Annotated in this window: 17 protein-coding genes and 1 pseudogene; 10 read left to right on the plus strand and 8 right to left on the minus strand. The window is 73.3% G+C overall.

The annotated features are described in order from the left end of the window. Positions 1 to 113 precede the first annotated feature (113 nt). The 5 genes from ACFVGY_RS13945 to ACFVGY_RS13965 form a co-directional block, all read right to left on the minus strand. Complete coding sequence (locus tag ACFVGY_RS13945; protein WP_385675869.1) at positions 114 to 1,070, minus strand: alpha/beta fold hydrolase; 957 nt, start codon at positions 1,068 to 1,070, stop codon at positions 114 to 116. Continuing rightward, positions 1,067 to 1,525 (minus strand): phage holin family protein, encoded by a 459-nt coding sequence (locus tag ACFVGY_RS13950; protein ID WP_385675872.1) that lies wholly within the window; start codon positions 1,523 to 1,525, stop codon positions 1,067 to 1,069. Before ACFVGY_RS13950 ends, ACFVGY_RS13945 begins: the two co-directional genes overlap by 4 nt. A 61-nt stretch (positions 1,526 to 1,586) precedes the next feature. Continuing rightward, complete coding sequence (nhaA, locus tag ACFVGY_RS13955; protein WP_385675875.1) at positions 1,587 to 3,020, minus strand: Na+/H+ antiporter NhaA; 1,434 nt, start codon at positions 3,018 to 3,020, stop codon at positions 1,587 to 1,589. Positions 3,021 to 3,258: 238 nt separating this feature from the next. After that, complete coding sequence (acs, locus tag ACFVGY_RS13960) at positions 3,259 to 5,256, minus strand: acetate--CoA ligase (RefSeq protein WP_385675878.1); 1,998 nt, start codon at positions 5,254 to 5,256, stop codon at positions 3,259 to 3,261. Positions 5,257 to 5,421: 165 nt separating this feature from the next. Continuing rightward, positions 5,422 to 7,710: a SulP family inorganic anion transporter gene (locus tag ACFVGY_RS13965; protein ID WP_385675968.1), complete on the minus strand. Its 2,289-nt coding sequence runs from the start codon at positions 7,708 to 7,710 to the stop codon at positions 5,422 to 5,424. Between the two features lie 352 nt (positions 7,711 to 8,062). Here ACFVGY_RS13965 and ACFVGY_RS13970 point away from each other — a divergent pair, with 352 nt between their 5' ends. Further along, positions 8,063 to 9,367, plus strand: a complete 1,305-nt coding sequence (locus tag ACFVGY_RS13970) for a hypothetical protein (RefSeq protein WP_385675881.1) — start codon at positions 8,063 to 8,065, stop codon at positions 9,365 to 9,367. Here the strand turns inward: ACFVGY_RS13970 and ACFVGY_RS13975 are convergent. Then, positions 9,309 to 10,352, minus strand: coding sequence for an ATP-binding protein (locus ACFVGY_RS13975; RefSeq protein ID WP_385675884.1), 1,044 nt, complete (start codon positions 10,350 to 10,352; stop codon positions 9,309 to 9,311). The genes ACFVGY_RS13970 and ACFVGY_RS13975 overlap by 59 nt on opposite strands. Before the next feature lie 109 nt (positions 10,353 to 10,461). Here ACFVGY_RS13975 and ACFVGY_RS13980 point away from each other — a divergent pair, with 109 nt between their 5' ends. Continuing rightward, the gene (locus ACFVGY_RS13980; RefSeq protein WP_385675886.1) at positions 10,462 to 11,283 is read left to right on the plus strand and encodes an oxidoreductase; all 822 of its coding nucleotides are present in this window, start codon (positions 10,462 to 10,464) and stop codon (positions 11,281 to 11,283) included. 401 nt (positions 11,284 to 11,684) lie between these two features. On the opposite strand, the gene ACFVGY_RS13985 is transcribed toward ACFVGY_RS13980, so the two are convergent. Next, positions 11,685 to 12,584 (minus strand): HAD family hydrolase, encoded by a 900-nt coding sequence (locus ACFVGY_RS13985; protein WP_385675889.1) that lies wholly within the window; start codon positions 12,582 to 12,584, stop codon positions 11,685 to 11,687. Positions 12,585 to 13,087: 503 nt separating this feature from the next. Here ACFVGY_RS13985 and ssd point away from each other — a divergent pair. The 7 genes and pseudogenes from ssd to ACFVGY_RS14020 all read left to right on the plus strand — a co-directional run. After that, the gene (gene ssd, locus ACFVGY_RS13990; protein ID WP_385675971.1) at positions 13,088 to 14,293 is read left to right on the plus strand and encodes a septum site-determining protein Ssd; all 1,206 of its coding nucleotides are present in this window, start codon (positions 13,088 to 13,090) and stop codon (positions 14,291 to 14,293) included. Further along, positions 14,290 to 15,438: a TadA family conjugal transfer-associated ATPase gene (locus tag ACFVGY_RS13995; protein ID WP_385675891.1), complete on the plus strand. Its 1,149-nt coding sequence runs from the start codon at positions 14,290 to 14,292 to the stop codon at positions 15,436 to 15,438. Before ssd ends, ACFVGY_RS13995 begins: the two co-directional genes overlap by 4 nt. Next, positions 15,435 to 16,319 carry a type II secretion system F family protein gene (locus ACFVGY_RS14000; protein ID WP_385675894.1) on the plus strand — a complete coding sequence of 295 codons (885 nt, stop codon included), beginning with the start codon at positions 15,435 to 15,437 and terminating at the stop codon, positions 16,317 to 16,319. Before ACFVGY_RS13995 ends, ACFVGY_RS14000 begins: the two co-directional genes overlap by 4 nt. Beyond that, positions 16,319 to 17,101 (plus strand): type II secretion system F family protein, encoded by a 783-nt coding sequence (locus ACFVGY_RS14005; protein ID WP_385675897.1) that lies wholly within the window; start codon positions 16,319 to 16,321, stop codon positions 17,099 to 17,101. The genes ACFVGY_RS14000 and ACFVGY_RS14005 overlap by 1 nt, the downstream gene beginning before the upstream one ends. A 73-nt stretch (positions 17,102 to 17,174) precedes the next feature. Further along, positions 17,175 to 17,372 (plus strand): DUF4244 domain-containing protein, encoded by a 198-nt coding sequence (locus ACFVGY_RS14010; protein ID WP_385675899.1) that lies wholly within the window; start codon positions 17,175 to 17,177, stop codon positions 17,370 to 17,372. Further along, the gene (locus ACFVGY_RS14015) at positions 17,359 to 17,748 is read left to right on the plus strand and encodes a TadE family type IV pilus minor pilin (RefSeq protein ID WP_385675902.1); all 390 of its coding nucleotides are present in this window, start codon (positions 17,359 to 17,361) and stop codon (positions 17,746 to 17,748) included. The genes ACFVGY_RS14010 and ACFVGY_RS14015 overlap by 14 nt, the downstream gene beginning before the upstream one ends. After that, positions 17,745 to 18,005, plus strand: a pseudogene (locus ACFVGY_RS14020) (Rv3654c family TadE-like protein); the annotation flags it as partial. The gene ACFVGY_RS14015 and the pseudogene ACFVGY_RS14020, both read left to right, overlap by 4 nt. Before the next feature lie 104 nt (positions 18,006 to 18,109). On the opposite strand, the gene ACFVGY_RS14025 reads toward ACFVGY_RS14020, so the two are convergent. Continuing rightward, positions 18,110 to 20,323 carry a DEAD/DEAH box helicase gene (locus ACFVGY_RS14025; protein WP_385675905.1) on the minus strand — a complete coding sequence of 738 codons (2,214 nt, stop codon included), beginning with the start codon at positions 20,321 to 20,323 and terminating at the stop codon, positions 18,110 to 18,112. A gap of 315 nt (positions 20,324 to 20,638) precedes the next feature. On the opposite strand from ACFVGY_RS14025, the gene bldG reads away from it, so the two are divergent. Further along, positions 20,639 to 20,980 carry an anti-sigma factor antagonist BldG gene (gene bldG / locus ACFVGY_RS14030; RefSeq protein ID WP_030152678.1) on the plus strand — a complete coding sequence of 114 codons (342 nt, stop codon included), beginning with the start codon at positions 20,639 to 20,641 and terminating at the stop codon, positions 20,978 to 20,980. The last annotated feature ends 110 nt before the right edge of the window (positions 20,981 to 21,090 follow it).

Here is a 21,090-nt window from a genome sequence, read left to right on the forward strand (position 1 = left end):
CGCGCCCAATTGGCCTATGCGCCGGGCAATTGAAGGACCGTAAGACAATACGGTCGTCAAACCGTCCATCCGTCCATCCGTCAGACGGTCGCAGCCGCAAGAGCGGCACCGGATCAGCGGTCGGGCTCCGGGTCCTTGAGCCAGTTCACCAGCTCGGCCGAGAACGCGGCCGGGTCCTCCTCGTGCGGGAAGTGCCCGAGCCCGTCGAACAGCCGCCAGCGGTACGGGGCTTCGACGTACTCGCCGGAACCCGCCGCGCTGCGCGTCCGCATCACCGGGTCGAGCGAGCCGTGCAGGTGCAGGGTCGGCACCCGCACCGGCATCTTCATCCGCCGGTTGAACTGGAGCCCGTCCGGCCGGGCCATGGAGCGCATCATCCAGCGGTACGGCTCGATCGAGCAGTGCGCGGTGGACGGGATGCACATCGCCCGCCGGTACACGGCCAGGTCCTCCTCGGCCGCGTCCTCCTGCAGCCGCGGCCCGGACCAGTCCCGGATCAGCTTCCCGACGAGGGCCCCGTCGTCGGCGACGAGCTGCCGCTCGGGGATGAACGGCCGTTGGAAGCCCCAGATGTGCGAACTCGCCCTGGTCTGTCCGAAGTCCGACAGCATGGCCGAGCGCCAGCGCCGCGGGTGCGGCATGGAGGAGACGACGAGCCGGCGCACCAGCTTGGGCCGCATCACGGCTGCCGTCCAGGCGAGGTACCCGCCCAGGTCGTGGCCCACCAGGGCGGCGTCCGGTTCGCCGAGGGACCGGATGACGCCGGTGACGTCGAGCGCCAGGTTGGCGGGGTCGTAGCCGCGCGGGGTGCGGTCACTGCCGCCCACCCCGCGCAGGTCCATCGCGACGGCGCGGTACCCGGCTTCGGCGAGCGCGGTCAGCTGGTGCCGCCAGGTCCACCAGAACTGCGGGAAGCCGTGGAGCAGCAGCACCAGCGGCCCGTCGCCCCGCTCGACGACGTGGAACCGGGCCCCGTTGGCCGCGACGTCCCGGTGCGTCCAGGGGCCGTCGAGGCGCACCGCCGTCGCGGCGGTGGGCGGGGTGCTGGAGTCCGGTGCGGTCGCTGTCATGAGGACGAGCGTGCCACACCCACAGCCTGGTCACTCACCGGCCGCGGGTGCGGCTTGACGGTCTGGATGACGGCCGCGGTCTCCTTGACGGAGGCGATGCTCTTCTCCGGCGGCTTGACCTTCTTGAACTTGGACACGGCGATCAGCGCGAGCAGACCCGCGAACAGCAGGAACGCCACGCCGACGATGAGGAAGGACCAGGCGAGGCCGAGCCCGAGGTTGTGGATCCCGTACGCCGCGGCGAAGCTCAGCACCGGCAGGGAGAAGAGGGCGAACACGCCGGCGATCGAGATGGCGATGCCGCCGGTGGCCCCCCGGCGGGCGTCTTCGCGGAGCTCCGCCTTGGCGAGGGCGATCTCGTCGTGCACCAGGGCGGACATCTCGGCGGTGGCCGAGGCGACCAGCTGGCCGAGTGTGCGCTCGGCTCCTTGCGCCCCTTGGTCCACTGCGGTCATCGCTCTCTCCCTCTGTCGTCGGCCGGCGGCTGTCCCCCGTCGGTCACTGCGTCAGTTCAGATCATGCCGGACGGTCGCCGCCGCCGCTGGACCCGGCCGCCCCTTCGGCCGGCGCGGCGGTCGGTGCGGCGGCCTTGCGGCGGTGCTCCGCGGCCTTCTCCTCGTGGATCCGCGCCATCCGCAGGTGGTAGTCCGGGTTGTGTTCCTCGTAGATGTCCGGGATGCCGTCGCGGTCCTCGTCGCGCTCCTCGGTCTCGGTCAGCGCCCGGTACGTGCGGTCGCGCAGCTTGAGCAGGACGCAGGCGACGGTCGCGGCGATGAAGGAGCCGATCAGCACGGCGGCCTTGACCTCGTCCGTGAGGACCGGGTCGCCGGCGAACGCGAGCTCGCCGATCAGCAGGGAGACCGTGAAGCCGATGCCGGCGAGGGAAGCCACGGCGAGCACGTCGGGCCAGGCGAGGTCTTCGCCCAGTTCGGCCCGGGTGAAGCGGGCGGCCAGCCAGGTGCCGCCGAAGATGCCCACCGTCTTGCCGACGACCAGGCCGAGGACGACGCCGAGGGGCTCGGGCCGGGTGAAGACCTGGCCGATGGCGTCGCCGGAGAGGGCGACCCCGGCGGAGAGGAGCGCGAAGAGGGGGACGGCGAGGCCGGCCGAGAGGGGGCGGACCAGGTGCTCGATGTGCGCGCCGGGGGAGTGCTCCTCGCCCTCCCGGCGGGTGCAGCGCAGCATCAGGCCCATGGCGACGCCGGCGATGGTCGCGTGGACGCCGCTGTTGTACATCAGGCCCCAGATGACGAGGGCGAGCGGGACGTACACGTACCAGCCGCGCACGCCCCTGCGCAGCAGGAACCAGAACAGGACCAGGCCGAGGAGCGCCCCGCCTAGGTGCGGGAAGCTGATGTCACTGGTGAAGAAGACCGCGATGATCAGGATCGCGAAGAGGTCGTCGACGACGGCGAGGGTCAGCAGGAAGGCGCGCAGGGCGGACGGCAGCCAGGTGCCGATGACCGCGAGGACGGCGAGGGCGAAGGCGATGTCGGTGGCGGTCGGGACCGCCCAGCCGCCCGTCGATCCGCCGCCGACGACGTTGACGAGGACGTAGACCAGCGCGGGCGTGGCCATGCCGCAGACGGCGGCGATCACCGGGAGCGCGGCCGCCTTGGGGTCGCGCAGGTCGCCCGCGACGAGCTCGCGCTTGAGCTCGATGCCGGCGACGAAGAAGAAGACGGCGAGCAGGCCGTCGGCCGCCCAGTGCTGGAGGGACAGGTCGAGACCGAGGGCGGCCGGGCCGATGTGGAAGGTGCGGACGGCCTCGTAGCTGTCGCCGAAGGCGGGGATGTTGGCCCACAGCAACGCGGTGACCGCGGCCACGAGGAGCAGGACGCCGCCGACCGTCTCGGTGCGCAGGGCATCGGCCACGAAACGCCGCTCGGGCAGCGAGAGGCGGCCGAGGAACGTGCGGCTGGGGTGGTCGGTGGAGCGGGGCGCGGCCACGAGCGGACACCTCCGGGGTGGGACGGCATGACGGAACTCGTTGCCGACCAGACTTCCCGGCGCTCCTGCGCTTCTTTACGTTTCCCTCACCGTACAGGAGCACGCAGGAACGAACAGGACGATCATCACCTTATTCGCGAAAGGGGCATCCGGCGCGACGCGCTGGATGCCCCTTTCGGGCTCGGGCCCCTGCCGGGCGGTCCCTGCCGGTCCCTGCCGGGCCGTGCCCGGCCCGGGCTCAGTCCTCGCTGCCGGCCGTGGGCAGCTTGCTCTGGATGAGGTCCATGACCGAGGAGTCGGTCAGCGTGGTGACGTCGCCGAGCTCGCGGTTCTCCGCCACGTCGCGCAGCAGACGGCGCATGATCTTGCCGGAGCGGGTCTTGGGCAGCTCCGCGACGGGCAGGACGCGCTTCGGCTTGGCGATGGGCCCGAGGGTGGCGCCCACGTGGTTGCGGAGGTCCGCGACCAGGTTCTCGTCCTCGCTGGCGGTGCCGCGCAGGATGACGAAGGCGACGATGGCCTGGCCGGTGGTCTCGTCGGCGGCGCCCACGACGGCCGCCTCGGCGACCGCGGGGTGCGAGACGAGCGCCGACTCCACCTCGGTGGTGGAGATGTTGTGGCCGGAGACCAGCATCACGTCGTCCACCCGGCCCAGCAGCCAGATGTCGCCGTCCTCGTCCTTCTTGGCGCCGTCGCCTGCGAAGTAGCGACCCTCGAAGCGGGACCAGTAGGTGTCCACGAAGCGCTGGTCGTCACCCCAGATGGTGCGCAGCATCGACGGCCACGGCTCGGTGAGGACCAGGTAGCCGCCACCGCCGTTCGGGACCTCGCGGCCCTCGTCGTCCACGACCGTGGCGCCGATGCCGGGCAGAGCGCGCTGCGCCGAACCGGGCTTGGTCTCCGTGACACCGGGCAGCGGGGAGATCATCATCGCGCCGGTCTCGGTCTGCCACCAGGTGTCCACGATCGGGCAGCGGTCGCCGCCGATGTGCTTGCGGTACCAGATCCAGGCCTCGGGGTTGATCGGCTCGCCGACCGAGCCGAGCACGCGCAGGCTCGACAGGTCGAACTTCGCGGGGATGTCGTCGCCCCACTTCATGAACGTACGGATCGCGGTGGGTGCGGTGTACAGGATGGTGACGCCGTACTTCTGCACGACCTCCCAGAACCGGCCCTGGTGCGGGGTGTCCGGGGTGCCCTCGTACAGCACCTGCGTGGCGCCGTTGGAGAGCGGCCCGTAGACGATGTACGAGTGGCCGGTCACCCAGCCGATGTCGGCGGTGCACCAGTAGACGTCGGTCTCCGGCTTGAGGTCGAAGACCGCGTGGTGGGTGTACGAGGCCTGCGTCAGGTAGCCGCCGGAGGTGTGGAGGATGCCCTTGGGCTTACCCGTGGTCCCCGAGGTGTAGAGGATGAACAGCGGGTGCTCGGCGTCGAAGGCCTGCGGGGTGTGTTCGGCGGACTGGCGGCCGACCGTCTCGTCCCACCACAGGTCGCGGCCCTCGGTGAAGGCGGTCTCCTGGCCGGTGCGGCGCACCACGAGCACGTGCTCGACCTGCGGGCACTTGGCGACGGCCTCGTCGATGGCGGGCTTGAGCGCCGAGGGCTTGCCGCGGCGGTAGCCGCCGTCGGCGGTGATGACCAGCTTCGCGTCGGCGTCCTGGATGCGGGAGGCCACGGCGTCGGCGGAGAAGCCGCCGAAGACCACCGAGTGCGCGGCACCGATCCGGGCGCAGGCGAGCATCGCCACGACGGCCTCGGGGATCATCGGCAGGTAGACGGCGACCCGGTCGCCGGCCCCGACGCCCAGTTCGGTCAGAGCGTTGGCGGCCCGCGAGACCTCGTCCTTGAGCTCGGCGTAGGTGATCGCGCGGCTGTCGCCGGGCTCGCCCTCGAAGTGGAGGGCGACGCGGTCGCCGTTGCCGGCCTCGACGTGCCGGTCCACACAGTTGTACGCGACGTTCAGCTTGCCGTCCGCGAACCACTTGGCGAAGGGCGGATTGGTCCAGTCGAGGGTCTCGGTCGGCTCCACCGCCCAGGTCAGGCGGCGGGCCTGCGCGGCCCAGAAGCCCAGCCGGTCCGCCTCGGCCTCTGCGTACGCCGTCGTCGTCACGTTGGCGGCGGCGGCCAGATCGGCGGGCGGTGCGAACCGCCGCTCCTCCTTGAGCAGATTGGCCAGGCTCTCGTTGCTCACGACATCTCCCTTTCCCAGGGTGTCCGTTGTGTCCCCGGGCATAGCTCATCAGTCGGACGCCCAGGTGACAAGGGCTCGCCCAGAATTGGTTTAGACCTATAACACGCCGGGGCCACGCGCGCGAGTGCCCCCTCCCGCTGCAGGATGCGGGAAGGGGGCGGTCGGTTGCATGGATACCGGAGGGTAGCCGTTCTGGACGCCCTGGATTCAGGCGTGTTGGCCGACAGTGTCAAAAACCCGACAGTCGAAAAAATCCTCCCCCTCCGACAGCAGGTACGCCTGGGCCTCGCCCACGTGGAAGTACATTCCGTGCAGCTCCAGCGTGCCGTCGGCAAGTCGCCGGGCCACCGACTCGTGCGCCCTGAGGTGCTCCAGCTGCTGCACCACGTTGGTCAGGCACAGCTGTTCGACGGCGTCCGCGGGGAGCCGGCCCGAGATCCGGGCCCAGGCGTGGTGACGGCTGTCCATCCGCCGCAGGCTGGGCCGGCCGTGGCGCAGCCACCGGCTCAGCGGGGTCACCGGATCCCCCGGGGCCGAGTTGAGCAGGGCCTGCATGGCACCGCAGCCGGAGTGCCCGCACACCGTGATGCTGTCCACCCGCAGCACGTCCACCGCGTACTCGATGGCCGCCGCGACGGAGTCGTCCGCAGTCTCGGCGCCCGGCAGGGGGACCAGGTTGCCGACGTTGCGGACGGTGAACAGGTCGCCCGGACCGCTGGCCGTGATCATGCTGGTCACGAGGCGGGAGTCGGCGCAGGTCAGGAAGAGCTGGGAGGGCCGCTGCCCCTCACGGGCCAGGCGGGCGAGCTCGTCGCGGACGTGCGGGGCGGTGTCGCGCTGGAAGGCGGTGATGCCGCTGGCCAGCCGGCCGGCGCCCCGGCTGCGCGGGGCCGGGGCCCGGTGGTCGCAGTGGTTCTTCCACGGGGTCCAGGGCCGGCAGCAGTGGTGGCCGCCCCGCTGCGTGCTGAGCTCGCCGCCCGTCCCGGGCGCGATGTCGGGCCGGTCGCCCGCGGACCCGACACCGTGCGGCCGGTCGCCGTCCGGTTCGTCGGCGCCCCCCAGGGCGGCGGCGCCGTGGGCCCCCTCGGCCGGGCGACCCCTCACCTCCAGCGAACCGCCGTGCGCCAGATGCGAGTCCTGCCAGTCCTGCAGCGTCTCGTACGCGGCGTGGTCCATGAACGAGCCGTCCAGCTTGATGACGACGTGCCCCTTGTGCGGGATCTGGTTCAGCGTCCGGCTCAGCCGCGGCACCGCGAGGAAGGTCAACTGCCCGCGCACCCACACCTGGTGTACGCCGTCCAGCTCCTCCACCGTGATCCGGGTCCGGGTCAGCCGGTGCAGGGCCACGGCCACGGCCACCGCGATGCCGATGGCGACGCCTTCCAGGACGCCGCCGAGCACCACCGCCACGACCGTCGTGGCGTACACCAGGAACTCCCGGTGCCGGGTGACGTTGCGCATATGCGTGATGCTGACCATCTGCACCCCGACCGCCATCACGAGCGCGGCCAGCGCCGCCAGCGGGATCAGGTCGAGGACCGGGACCAGCAGCGCGGCCGCGAGCACCACCCACAAGCCGTGCAACACGGCCGATTTCCGGCTGGTCGCCCCGGACTTGACGTTGGCCACGCTGCGTACCGCCACACCGGTGATCGGCAGTCCGCCGCAGGCTCCGGAGACGATGTTCGCCGCGCCCTGGCCGCGTAGCTCCCGGTCGAGGTGGGCGCGCGGCGGCCGGTCGGCCGTGCGCCGCTCGGAGGCGATCAGCTTGTCCGTGGCGACGGCGGAGAGCAGGGATTCCACGCTGCCGACCAGGGTGATCGTCAGGACGGCGGCGACGAGTCCGAGGGCCGGGCCCTCGGGCAGCTCGGGCAGGGCGTGGCTGCGCCAGGACGGCAGGTCCACCCGGGGCAGGCTGAGCCCGGCGAATGTCGCGCAGGCGGTGGCCGTGGCGACTGCGGCGAGCGCGGCCGGCACCTTGCGCAGGGCCCGGCCCGGCCGCCCGGGGAGCCGCGGCCAGCCGAGCAGCACGACCAGGGTCAGCACGCTCACGCCGAGGGCGGTCGGGTGGATGTTGGCCAACTGGCTCGGCAGGCCCTGGACATTGGCCACGGGGGAGCTCTGCGGGGTGCCGCCGAGGACGATGTGCAGCTGGGCCAGGGCGATGGTGACCCCGATGCCCGCGAGCATGCCGTGCACGATGGCGGGGCTCACCATCAGCGCGGACCGGGCGGTGCGCAGGGCGGCGAGTCCGAGCTGGCAGCAGCCCGCGAGCACGGTGATGGCGCAGGTCGTGCGCCATCCGTAGTGCTGGATCAACTCCGCGGTGACGACGGTGAGTCCGGCGGCGGGGCCGCTGACCTGGAGTGGTGCGCCGCCCAGGCATCCGACCACGATGCCGCCCGCGGCCGCGGCCACGAGGCCGGCCTGGAGCGGGGCGCCGGTGGCCAGTGCGATGCCGAGGGAGAGCGGAAGGGCGATGAGGAACACGGTCAGGGAGGCGGAGACGTCCGCCGCGAGGTCGGTTCGGGCCCTCTTGCCGTGCGTGTTGCCTAGCTCGTCGGAGGGGCGCTTGGGGAAGGTGGCTGTCACGGGTCCCGTCTCCTCTGTGAGGGATGAAGCGGCGGGAAGTGGCGTAAATCCATGAGAAGTATCAACACTCAGTAAACGAAAGGTAATGGAAGGTAAAGCTCTACGGAAGGTAATACGGGCAAATGGCTCAGAGAATCCCACTCATGGGTGATTAAGCATTTTGTACGGCTTGTCACACCTTCTCCGGGGCGGGTCGCGTGGGACGTTGCGGCGCGGAAGCGAAGTCCCGCGGTGCAACTGGAGGAGAGGTGGGCGGATGATCGCCGCCACGAAGAAGACCGCCGGCGGCCTGGTCGCCATGGCCCTGGTCCTGGGGGCGGCCGGCTGCAGCAGTTCGGAGTCCGCCCGCCCCCGACCGAAGAAGGGTGCGGCCGCCCCGCAGGCCCCCGCCAGGGTGAACCGGCCCATCGGCGACGGCTCGACCGCGTACACCGGCCCGCAGCCGAACGTGCAGAAGGCGCAGAGGCTGAAGCCCGGCGAGAAGCCGCCCCAGTTCGTGGTGTTCTCGTGGGACGGGGCCGGCGAGGACAGTCAGAAGCTCTTCTCGCACTTCCGCGAGGTCGGCAAGAAGTACAACGCCCGGATGACGTACTTCCTCAGCGGCGTGTACCTGCTGCCGCAGGAGAAACGTTCCCTCTATACCGCCCCGCAGCATGACCCCGGCCGCTCCGACATCGGCTTCGGCGACCTCCAGGGCATCAAGGACACCACCGTGCAGCTCCGCGCCGCATGGCTGGAGGGCAACGAGATCGGCACCCACTTCAACGGCCACTTCTGCGGCCCCGACGGCGGCGTCGGCACCTGGTCCGTCGAGGAGTGGAAGAGCGAGATCAACCAGGCCAAGTCCTTCGTTAAGAACTGGAAGACCAACGCCGGCCTGCAGGACGTGCCGGCGCTCCCCTTCGACTACGACAAGGAGCTCATCGGCGCCCGCACCCCCTGTCTCGAAGGCCAGAAGAACTTCATGCTCGCGGCCAAGGAGATGGGCGGCTTCCGCTACGACTCCAGCGGCATCAGCAAGCAGATCTGGCCGCAGAAGACCGACGGCCTCTGGGACCTGCCGCTGCAGCTCGTGCCCCTGCCCGGCCGCGCCTTCGACACCCTGAGCATGGACTACAACTACATGGTCAACCAGTCCGGGACGACCACCCAGGGCGACCCCGCCCAGCACGCCTACTGGGGCAATCAGATGCGCGACGGCCTGCTCCAGGCCTTCGAACGGGCCTACGGGGGCAACCGCGCGCCCCTGATCATCGGCAACCACTTCGAGTCCTGGAACGGCGGCACCTACATGCGCGCCGTCGAGGAGACCATCAAGACCGTCTGCACCCGCCCGGACGTCCGCTGCGTGCCCTTCCGCGAGCTCGCCGACTGGCTGGACGCACAGGACCCGAAGGTCCTGGAGCGGCTGCGCACCCTCGACGTCGGCGAAGCGCCGAAGGAGGGCTGGACGAAGTTCCTGACGGCGGGGCCGCCGGTCAAGCCGACCGCCCCCACCGGGGTCAAGCCGGCTGCGGAGCCGGACGCGGAGCCGACCGCAGCGGCTGCGGGTGAGGGCTGAGCGCTCCCGACGCCCCGCCGGCCTCTTCCCGCAGGACGAATCCGGGGTCGACCTGGGCCGCCAGGTCGACCCCGGTCTTCGCGTTGCCCCAGCTCTGCGCGTTCCGCAGGTGGAAGTGCACCATCTGCGCCGTGTACCGCTCCCAGTCGCGCAGGGCGTACGAGCCGTCGGCCGCCTCCCGCAGGACCTCCAGGGCCTGCCGGTTGTCCGCCTCCAACTGCCCGAACGCGGGCGGCCGTCCCTTCTCCATCGCCCGCACCCAGTCCGACTGCCCGACCGTGACCAGCAGGTCCTCGCCCACCTCGTCCCGCAGGAACGCGACGTCGTCCGGGCCCTGCACCTTGTTGCCGACCACCTTGAGCGCGATCCCGAAGTCCCGGGCGTACTCGGTGTACTGGCGGTAGACGGAGACGCCCTTGCGCGTCGGCTCGGCGACGAGGAACGTCACGTCGAACCGGGTGAACATGCCCGAGGCGAAGGAGTCCGAGCCGGCGGTCATGTCGACGACGACGTACTCGTCCGGCCCGTCGACCAAGTGGTTGAGGCAGAGCTCCACCGCCCCCACCTTGGAGTGGTAGCAGGCCACCCCCAGGTCCGACTCGGTGAACGGCCCGGTCGCCATCAGCCGTACGGGCCTCCCGTCGAGCGGCACCGGGCGCGCGCAGGCCTCGTAGACCGGGTTGTCCTCGGTCACCCGCAGCAGGCGCGAGCCGGTGCCCGGCGGCGTCGTCTTGATCATCGAATCGGCCGACGCGATCCGCGGGTTGGAGCCCCGCAGGTACTCCTTGATCAGCGGCAGGTGCGCGCCGAGGGCCGGCAGTGCGGCCGCCTGCTCCTCGTCGAGGCCGAGCGCGGCGCCCAGGTGCTGGTTGATGTCGGCGTCCACCGCCACGACCGGAGCGCCGGCCGCGGCGAGGTGGCGGATGAACAGGGAGGACAGCGTCGTCTTGCCGCTGCCGCCCTTTCCCACGAAAGCGATCTTCATGTTCACGAAGCGTAGCCGCTCGATCGCTTTGGGTGGCGCATCCGAGTGAAGAAGACCACTCCAAGGAGGGGTCGGTGCTATGGGTGTCGAGTGCGTAGGCTCCCTACTTATGAGTAGCGCTGCCGACCCGCTGGCCGCCCTGGGTTCGCTCCCGGGCGTCGCCGAGACCGTGGACTCCGTACGCAAGGCCGTGGACCGGGTCTACGGGCACCGGATCATGCGCCGCCGCAGCGCGGAGCTCACCTCGGAAGCCGCCCTGCGCGCGGCCCGCGGGAGCGCGGCGCTGTCCGGGGCGGACTGGGCGCTGGAGGAGGTGCGCCGTCGGACCGACTTCGGCGCGGATCCCGAGGCGCGGACCGTCGGGGCCGCCCTGCGACTCACGGCCGAGGCCGGGCAGCTGCTGAGCATCTGGCGGCAGTCGCCGCTGCGCGTGCTCGCCCGCCTGCACCTGGTGGCCTCCGGATCGACGGCCGACGGCGACGTGGTGGGCCGCCCCCGCCTGGCCGGCGAGCCGGTGGACGAGCCCCTGATCGAGCAGCCGCTGCCCTCCGCCGACGAGGTCGCCGGCCGGCTGGACGGCCTGTCGCGGCTGGTGATCGCGGGTACTGCCGCCCCGGCGCTGGTGCTGTCGGCGGTGGTGCACGGGGAGCTGCTGGCGCTGCGCCCGTTCGCCTCGCACAACGGGCTGGTCGCGCGGGCGGCCGAGCGCATCGTGCTGATCAACAGCGGTCTCGACCCGAAGGCGATCTGCCCGGCGGAGGTCGGCCACGCGGAGCTGGGGCGGGAGGCGTACCTGGCGGCCTTCGCCGGCTACGTGTCCGGGACCGCGCAGGGGATGGCGCAGTGGATCGCACACTGCGGGCGGGCCGTGGAGCTGGGTGTCCGTGAGACGACGGCGGTCTGCGAGGCCCTGCAGCGCGGCGCCGCGTAGGGGGCCCGGACGCAGGGTTGCGGCGACACCGTCTTGCTGTGGTGTCGCCGCTGGCATTCACGCCCAGTTACCAAGCGTCCTCGATATGTGCCCATCAGGTCGGGGTCTTTGCCCGGTTACCTGGTGCGGCTGGCCCGTAATCGACGGGTCGACGTCGCGTGGGTGCTCGGCGTTCCTGCATTCGGTCCGTGGGCCTCTACTGCGTTCTAAAGATGATCCTCTCGGATGTTCTTCGGTCTCGCGGGCCGTGACTCCTTTGTACTCCGCTTCGGTGGCAAGCGGAACCCCTGGCTGCTTTTTTTACTTTCCGGGATGATCACGGGCGAACCGGACAGGTGATGTCGGTGCAGGTCGGGGCCCCGGCCCAGGCGCGGAGGATCGGCTCGGGGGTGTCTGCGGGCTCAGGCGGAGGCGGCGGCTGCGGCGGCACCCGCGGCCCCAGCGGCCAGCGCGCCGGAGCGGCGCCGGTTCGCGTACCAGACGAGCCCGGCGGTGGCCGCGGCCGCGCCCACCGCCGCCGCGGCGACCAGTGCCGGGCGGGCGGGCATGGACAGCCCGGGGAGCCGCTGCTTCAGCCGCACCGGCCGGTTGAACACCAGCACCGGCCACTCACGCGCCACCGCCTCGCGCCGCAGCGCGCGGTCGGGGTTGACGGCGTGGGGGTGGCCGACGGCCTCCAGCATCGGGATGTCGGTCACCGAGTCGCTGTACGCGTAGCACCGGGACAGGTCGTAGCCCTCGGATTCGGCCAGCTCCCGGACGGCCTCGGCCTTGGTGGGGCCGTACGCGTAGTACTCCACCTCGCCGGTGAAACAGCCGTCCTCGCCGATGACCATCCGCGTGGCGACGACCCGGTCCGCCCCGAGCATCTCGCCGATCGGCTCGACCACCTCCGCGCCGGACGTCGAGACGATCACCACGTCGCGGCCCGCGGTGTGGTGGGCCTCGATGAGGGACGCGGCCTCGTCGTAGATCAGGGGGTCGATGAGGTCGTGCAGCGTTTCGGCGACGATCTCGCGCACCTGCTGCACGTTCCACCCCTTGCACAGCCCGGACAGGTACTCCCGCATCCGCTCCATCTGGTCGTGGTCGGCGCCGCCGACCAGGTAGATGAACTGGGTGTACGCGGTGCGCAGTACGGCCCGGCGGTTGATCAGACCACCGTGGTAGAAGGACTTGCTGAACGTCAGAGTGCTTGACTTCGCAATGACCGTCTTGTCCAGGTCGAAGAAGGCTGCGGTGCGGGGCGACGAGTGCGGCAAGGGCTGGATTTCCACGCCCCGAGCATATGCGCCCACCATTCGGCGTAAGGTGTGGCGCGTGGGTTTGCCTGAGAGGGCTCTCGGGTACACCATGGAAGTCACGGATCGTTCGCGACCGTGCTAACCCGGTCTGGCTCCTCCCCCCCCGAGTCGGACCGTGGGGACGACCCCCGCTCTCCCCCCCGGCGGGGGTCGTCGCATGTCCGGACGCGGTTCGCGTCCTCGCCTCCCGTATCGAGTACCCATCCGTCCGGCCCCCCTTCCTCGGTGGGCCTGCGTGGTGGAGGCCCTCACCCCTTCAGACTCGTCACGGTGCGTAGCGGTTCCGCCGCGCTCCGGAACTCACCTGTTGGAGTGACGGAGTTATTCACAAGGCTCCCGATGTCCACGGTTTTCGAGCAAGATCCACTTCTTTTTCCGGATCGCTGCACGGTGATTCCGGCCGCGAAGTCCGCGGCGATGGCATTTGCCGTGAGAAGGGGGCGGAGATCGTGGCTGGATCGAAGTCGTGTGAACTGCGCGAGCGCGTCGGATCGGACGGAATCAGGCCAGTGGCTCCGGAGGGCGGGCCGACGCCCGCGGCCGGCCGGCCACTGATCATCACCGAGGACCCGTTGCTCCTCGACGACCTGCTGCGGCTCTGCGCGGCAGCCGGCGCCGAGCCGCACGTGCACCACGCGGTGCCTGGGCCGAGCGGCGACGGCGACGTCGGCGTCGGCGTCGGCTGGAGCAGCGCGGGGCCGCTGGGAAGCGGCGACGGGCCGCCCGACGGCACCGGCGGCCCGGCCGGAAGCCTCGGGTGGGAGTCCGCCCCGCTCGTCCTCGTCGGGGACGACGCCGCCCGCCGGGTGCGCGGTGCACCGCGCCGGCCCGGAGTGCTGCTCGTCGGCAGGGACCTGGACGACCCCCTCGTGTGGCAGCGCGCGGTGGAGATCGGCGCCGAGGAGGTGCTGCCGCTGCCCGACGCCGAGAGCCTGCTCGTCGACCGCATCGCGGACGTGGTCGAAGGGGCGGGGAAGAGCGCCCTGGCCGTCGGCGTCATCGGCGGCAGCGGCGGTGCCGGGGCCTCCACCCTCGCGTGCGCCCTGGCCGTCAGGGCCGCCCGGGCCGGCGAGCGCACCGTCCTCATCGACGGCGACCCGCTCGGCGGAGGCATCGACGTGCTGCTCGGCGGCGAGAGCGCCGAGGGACTGCGCTGGCCGGACCTCGCCGGTTCCCGCGGCAGGGTCGGCGCGGGGGCCCTGGAGGAGTCCCTGCCCGAACTGCACGCGCTGCGCGTGCTGAGCTGGGACCGCGGAGACCGGGTGGTGGTGCCGCCCGCCGCGATGCGCTCGGTGGTGGCCGCCGCGCGCCGCCGGGGCGGGGTCGTGGTGGTGGACCTGCCCCGCAGGGTGGACGAGGCCGCCGCCGAGGCACTGGCCCAGCTCGACCTGGTGCTGATGGTGGTACCGGGCGAACTGCGGGCGGTGGCCGCGGCCGGCCGGGTCGCGGCCGGGGTGCGGATGGCGGCCCGCGACGTGCGCGTCGTCGTACGGGGACGGCCACCGGGCGGGCTCGACGCCGAAGCGGTCGCCGGCCTGCTGGGGGTGCCGCTGGCCGGGGAGGTGCCGGTCGAGGTGGGGCTGCCCGGGCGGGTCGCCGAGGGGGAGCCGCCGGGCGCGCACGGGCGGAGCGCGCTGGCCCGGTTCTGCGACGGATTCTGGCGGCGGGTCCTCGGCCCGGCCGCCGACCGGGGGGTGACGGCATGAGCGCGGTGCTCCTGGACGCGGTGCGCCGGCGGCTCGCCGAGACCGGGGCGGAGCCGACCCCGGCCCGGGTGGCGGCGGCCCTGCGGGCCCAGGGCCGGCTGCTGGGTGACGCGGAGGTGCTGGGTGCCGCGGCCGAGCTGCGGTCCGAACTGGTCGGCGCCGGCCCGCTGGAGGCACTGCTCGCCGATCCCGAGGTCACCGATGTGCTGGTGGCGGCCCCGGACCGGGTGTGGGTGGACCGGGGCGGCGGGTTGGAGCTGACCGGGGTGACCTTCGCCGACGCCGACGCCGTGCGCAGGCTCGCCCAGCGGCTGGCCGCGGTCGCGGGGCGCCGCCTGGACGACGCCCGCCCCTGGGTGGACGCCCGGCTGCCGGACGGCACCCGGCTGCATGCGGTGCTGCCCCCGGTCGCGGTCGGCTCGGCCTGCCTGTCGCTGCGGGTGGTGCGGCCCAGGGCGTTCACCTTGGACGAACTGGTCGCGGCGGGGACGCTCCCGCCCGGCGGCCAGCGGCTGCTGCGGGACATGGTGGCGGCCCGGCTGTCGTTCCTCGTCTCCGGTGGGACGGGCACGGGCAAGACCACCCTGCTCAGCGCCTTGCTCGGGCTCGTCGGACCCGGCGAGCGGATCGTCCTGGCCGAGGACTCCGCCGAGTTGCGCCCCGACCACCCCCATGTGGTGCGGCTGGAGACCCGGCCCGCCAACCAGGAGGGTGCGGGTCTGGTCACCCTCGCCGATCTCGTCCGGCAGGCGCTGCGGATGCGGCCGGACCGGCTGGTCGTCGGCGAGGTCCGCGGCAGTGAAGTGGCGGACCTGCTGGCCGCCTTGAACACGGGCCATGAAGGCGGCTGCGGCACCGTCCACGCGAATGCCGCCGGGCACGTCCCGGCCCGGCTGGAGGCGCTCGGAACCGCCGCGGGCCTCGACCGGGCCGCCCTGCACAGCCAGTTGGCGGCCGCGCTGACCCTGGTGATCCACCTGGTCCGGGACCGGGCCGGGCGGCGCCGGGTGGCCGAGGTGCACGTGCTGGAGCGGGATGCCGCCGGGCTGGTGGTCACCGTACCGGCACTGCGCTGGTCGACCCGCGGGTTCGTGCGGGAGTCCGGCTGGGAGCGGCTCGGGCCGCTGCTGGGAGGTGCGCGGTGAGCGGCGCGGCGGCGGTACCGGTGCCCGTGTTCGCCGGGGTGCTGTGCGCCGGGACGGCCGCCTGGGCGCTGGCCGGGGGAGACCGGGTGTCCCGGCGGGCCCGGCTGGTGCTCGCGGGAGCCGGGCCCGCGGTGCCCGGCGGGCCGGTGTACCGGGAGCGGCTGCTGGCCGCCGTCAGGGTGCGGGCCGGCCGCTGGCGGGAGTGGGCCTGCCTCGGGGCGGGGATCGTGGTCGCGCTGCTGGGCGGCTCGGTGATCCCGCTGGTGGCGGGTGCCGCGGCGGTGCCCCTGGTGCGGCGCTGGCTCGCCGGCCGGCAGCGGGAGCGGGAGCGTTCCGCGCGGGCCGCCGGGGTGATCGTGCTGTGCGGGGCGGCGGTGGGCGAGCTGCGGGCCGGTGCCCAGCCCGGTCAGGCCCTGACGGCGGCGTTGCGCCGGACGGCCACGGGCCCGGGCGGCCCGGGCCCGTCGGAGACGGCGGTGCTGGCCGCCGCCGCGTTCGGTGGGGACGTTCCCGCCGCCCTGCGCCAGGCGGCGCGGGAGCCCGGAGCGGAAGGGCTGGCCGGGATGGCCGCCTGCTGGCGGATCTCGGTGGACGGTGGCGCGGGCCTGGCCGCCGGACTCGACCGGCTGGAAGGGGCGCTGCGGGCCGAGCGGGACCGGCGGGAGTCCCTGCGCGCCCAGCTGGCCGGGGCCCGGTCGACGGCGGCGGTGCTCGCCCTGCTGCCGCTGGTCGGTCTGCTGATCGGCACCGGGCTCGGGGCGGATCCGCTGCGCGTGCTGCTGCACACCCCGGTCGGATGGGGGTGCCTGCTGGCCGGCGGGGTGCTGGAGGGGCTCGGGCTGCTGTGGTGCCGGCGGATCGTACGGGCGGGGGAGCGGTGATGGGCGCGGTCCACAGGCTGGGGACAGCGCTGTGCCTGGCGCTGGCGGTGCTCGGTACCGCGTCCGCGGTCGGGGCACACGTCCGGGCGCGGGCGGCCCGCCGCAGGATCGCCGCGCTGCTGCCGGCGGGGCACCGGCGGAGGCGGTCGCCCGTCCTCGGGGCGCGGATACGGGGCCTCGCGGCGCAGTGGTGGGGCCCGGTGGGGGTGCTGTCGGCGGTGTGGGTGCTGGTCGGTGGGGCGCTCGGGGTGGCGGCGGGCTGCGCCGCGGCAGCCGGGATGTGGTGGCTGCGGCGCCGGGCGCCGGGCCCGGCGGACGCAGCCGGCGCGGAGGGGGAGGAGGCGGTTCGTCAGCTGCCTTTCGCGGCCGATTTGTTGGCCGCCTGCCTGGCGGCCGGGGCCGGGCCGGTCGAGGCCGCCGAGGCGGTGGGGGAGTCGCTGGGCGGTCCTGTCGGCGAGCGGCTGGCGTTGGCCGGGGCGGAGGTGCGGCTCGGCGGTGAACCGGGCGCGGCCTGGGGGAGGTTGGCGCGGATACCGGGCGCGGAGGCGCTCGCCGCGTGCCTGGAGCGGGCCGCGCGGACGGGGGCGCCGGCGGCGGAGCCGGTCGCCCGGCTGGCGACGGCCCTGCGGGAGGAGCGGTCCCGGCAGGCGACCGCGCGGGCGCAGCGGGCGGCGGTGCTCGTCACCGCGCCGGTGGGGCTGTGCTTCCTCCCCGCGTTCCTCGCGGTCGGAGTGGCGCCCGTGGTGATCGGAATGGCCTCGGGCCTTCTCTCCGGAACGTGAGATCACGAAACCTGTCCGGGGTGGAAATCAGAACTGAGATCACGTCAAGAACGAATATCAACGGGAGGTTGTCATGAGGATCATCTGGTTTCGCGTGCAGGCGGCGATCGGCGGCCGGGCGGGCGATGCGGGGATGTCCACGTCCGAATACGCCATGGGCACGATCGCGGCGTGTGCATTCGCGGCCGTTCTGTACAAGGTGGTGACGAGCGACGTGGTGTCCACGGCACTCCAGTCGACCATCGGGAAGGCGCTCGATGTGCCGTTCTGAGGGAATGCCGCGGCGTATCGCAGGGGGGCGAACTGACCGGGGATACGTGACGGCGGAGGCCGCGCTGGTCATTCCCGCACTGGTGTTGTTCGCGGCTCTGCTGGTGTGGGCGCTGATGGCGGCAGCCGCGCAGATCCGCTGTGTGGACGCGGCCCGGGCCGGTGCCCGGGCGGCGGCCCGGTCGGAGCCTGTGGACCAGGCGGTGGCGGCGGCCCGGGCGGCTGCTCCGCCCGGGGCCGAGGTGGCGGTGGAACGGGTGGGGGACCTGTGGCGGGTGCGGGTGGCGGCGCCGGCGCCGGGACCGGGCGGGCTGCCGGTACGGCTCGGGGCCCTGGTGGTGGCCCTGGCCGAGGACAGCGTGGGGCCACCGCCATGAGGGGCGACCGGGGCTCGGCCACGGTCTGGGCGGCACTGGTGGCGACCGTGCTGGGGGCGGTGTTCGGCGGGGTGCTCCTGCTCGGGCAGGCGGTGCTCGCCCGCCACCGCGCGGCGGCCGCAGCCGACCTGGCGGCCCTGGCCGCGGCGGCAACGTGGGCGCACGGCCCGGAGACCGCCTGCGCCGCCGCCCGCCGGGTCGCCCGGGCCCAGGCCGCCGACCTGTCCGCCTGCACGATCCGGGGCGAGGTGGCCGAGGTGGCCGCCCGAACCGTGGCCGGCCCCTTCCGGCCCGCGATCACCGCCCGGGCCGGCCCGCCGTCGGAGCCGGGCAGGGCCGCGGACGGGGCGGGTGACGGGGGTCAGGTGGCTGCCGACAGCAGGCGGGTCAGCAGGCGGACGGCGCCGCGCTTGTGGAGGGGGTCGTTGCCGTTGCCGCATTTGGGGGACTGGATGCAGGACGGGCAGCCGGCCTCGCACTCGCAGGCGGCGATGGCGTCGCGGGTGGCCGTCAGCCAGGCCCGGGCCGTGTGGAAGGCCCGCTCGGCGAAGCCGGCCCCGCCGGGGTGGCCGTCGTACACGAAGACGGTGGGCAGGAGCGTGTCCGGGTGCAGCGGGACGGAGACCCCGCCGATGTCCCAGCGGTCGCAGGTGGCGAACAGCGGGAGGAGGCCGATGGAGGCGTGCTCGGCGGCGTGCAGGGCGCCACCGAGGATCTCCGGGCTGATCCGGGCCCCGTCGAGCTGGTCCTCGGTCACGGTCCACCACACGGCCCGGGTGCGCAGGGTGCGCGGGGGCAGGTCCAGCTTGGCCTCGCCGAGCACCTCGCCGGTGATCAGCTTGCGGCGCAGGTAGGAGACCACCTGGTTGGTGACCTCCACCGAGCCGTAGCAGAGCCGCGCGTCGCCCCAGGGGATCTCGGTCTCGGTCTCCAGGACGGAGATGGCGGTGGTGTCGCGGGCCGTGGTCGAGAACGGCGGGCTGGCCTCCTCGACCAGGGCGACCGAGTCCTCCAGGTCCAGCCGCCGCACCAGGTAGGTACGGCCCTGGTGGAGGTGGACGGCCCCGTCGTGGACGGCGGTGTGCGCCGCGGACTCGTCCACCGTGCCCAGCAGGCGCCCGGTGGCGGCCTCGACGATCTGCACCGGTCGGCCGCCCCCGCCCCGGATGTCGGTCAGGTCCGTCGCCCGCTCCCGGCGCGTCCAGTGCCAGGCCGTGGCCCGGCGGCGCAGCAGCCGCGCCGCCTCGAGCTGGGGCAGCAGGCCCGCGGCCGCGGGGCCGAACAGGGCGAGGTCGTCCTCGGTCAGCGGGGTCTCGGCGGCGGCCGCGCACAGGTGCGGGGCCAGCACGTACGGGTTGTCGGGGTCCAGGACCGTGGCTTCCACCGGACGGCGGAACAGGGCTTCCGGATGGTGGACGAGGTAGGTGTCCAGCGGGTCGTCCCGGGCGATCAGCACGGCCAGGGCCCCCTGCCCGGCCCGCCCTGCCCGGCCCGCCTGCTGCCACAGCGAGGCCCGGGTCCCCGGGTAGCCGGTGATCAGGACGGCGTCCAGGCCGGCGACGTCCACGCCCAGCTCCAGGGCCGTGGTGGCGGCCAGGCCGAGCAGTTCGCCGGAGTGCAGGGCCCGCTCCAGGGCGCGGCGCTCCTCGGGCAGGTAGCCGCCCCGGTAGGCCGCGACCCGGCGGGGCAGCGACCGGTCCACCTCGGCGAGCCGCTCCTGGGCGATCACCGAGATCAGCTCGGCCCCGCGCCGGGAGCGGACGAAGGCCACCGTACGGACCCCCTGGACGACCAGGTCGGTCAGCAGGTCGGCGGTCTCGGCCGTGGCCGTGCGCCGCACCGGCGCGCCCTTCTCGCCCCGCAGGTCGGTCAGCGGCGGCTCCCACAGGGCGAAGACCACCTCCCCCCGCGGCGAGGCGTCGTCGGCGACCTCGGTCACCGGGACGCCGGTCAGCCGGGACGCCGCGGCCGCCGGGTCGCTCGCGGTGGCGGAGGCCAGGAGGAAGACCGGCTCGGCGCCGTAGCGGGCGCACAGCCGCCGCAGCCGCCGCAGCACCTGCGCCACGTGGGAGCCGAAGACACCGCGGTAGGTGTGGCACTCGTCGACGACGACGTAGCGCAGGGCGCGCAGGAAGGAGGACCAGCGGGCGTGCCCGGGCAGGATCGCGCGGTGCAGCATGTCGGGGTTGGTCAGGACGTAGTTCGCGTATTGGCGGACCCATTCGCGCTCCTCGACCGGTGTGTCCCCGTCGTAGACCGCGGGCCGGACCGCGTGGCCCAGCGGCGCGGCGAGTTCCCGTACGGCCCGCCGCTGGTCGGCGGCCAGCGCCTTGGTCGGGGCCAGGTAGAGGGCGGTCGCGCCCCTCCCGTTGGGGGCCTCGGCGCCGTCCGCCAGGGCGGAGAGCACGGGGGCGAGGTAGGCCAGCGACTTGCCCGACGCGGTGCCGGTGGCGACGACCACGGACTCTCCGTCCAGGGCGTGCTCGGCGACCGCGGCCTGGTGTTCCCACGGGTGTTCGATCCCCGCGGCCCGGATCGCGGCTACGACATCCGTTCGGATGCGGTCGGGCCACACGGCATGACGACCCTCCCGGCGGGGCAAGTGCTCCGTATGGGTGATGCGCGCAGCTCGAAAAGACCCCCGTGACAGACGGTCCAGAACCGTGTCGGGAGCGGGTCGCGGGTCCTCGGGTGCCGTGGGACGACCGGGGCGGTGAGTATTGGCCATTGGAACCGAGTGTGTCACCGGCGTGCGGGACAATGGTCAGAAGGCGTCGTGCGCGCCTGCTGGTAAGTGATTGAATGCCATCGCGGCAGCCAATCCCTCCCCCGCTCTCGGGTGGGGAGGCCCCTGGGGGGCGCCGCTCGATAGCAAGGTGCTGGAGGATCCGTGGACCTGTCCCTGTCGACTCGCACTGTCGGCGACCGCACGGTCGTGGAGGTCGGTGGCGAGATTGATGTGTATACCGCGCCCAAGCTGCGCGAGCAGTTGGTCGAGTTGGTGAACGACGGCAGCTACCACCTGGTCGTCGACATGGAGCGGGTGGACTTCCTCGACTCCACCGGCCTCGGTGTGCTCGTGGGAGGCCTCAAGCGCGTCCGTGCGCACGAGGGCTCGCTGCGTCTGGTGTGCAACCAGGAGCGCATCCTGAAGATTTTCCGTATCACCGGCCTGACCAAGGTGTTCCCGATCCACACGACGGTGGAGGACGCCGTCGCCGCCACCGACTGACGCGTTCCGCTCCCCGGTGCGCCGCCGTGCGGCGCACCCGGGGGGGGGCCGAAGTGGGGCCGGGGCGGGGGGCGGGGGTGGGGCGGGCCCCAGGAGAGGCCCCCCCTGGG

The sequence above is a fragment of the Streptomyces sp. NPDC127106 genome, assembly GCF_042677605.1.
In the GTDB taxonomy this organism is placed as follows: Bacteria; Actinomycetota; Actinomycetes; order Streptomycetales; family Streptomycetaceae; genus Streptomyces.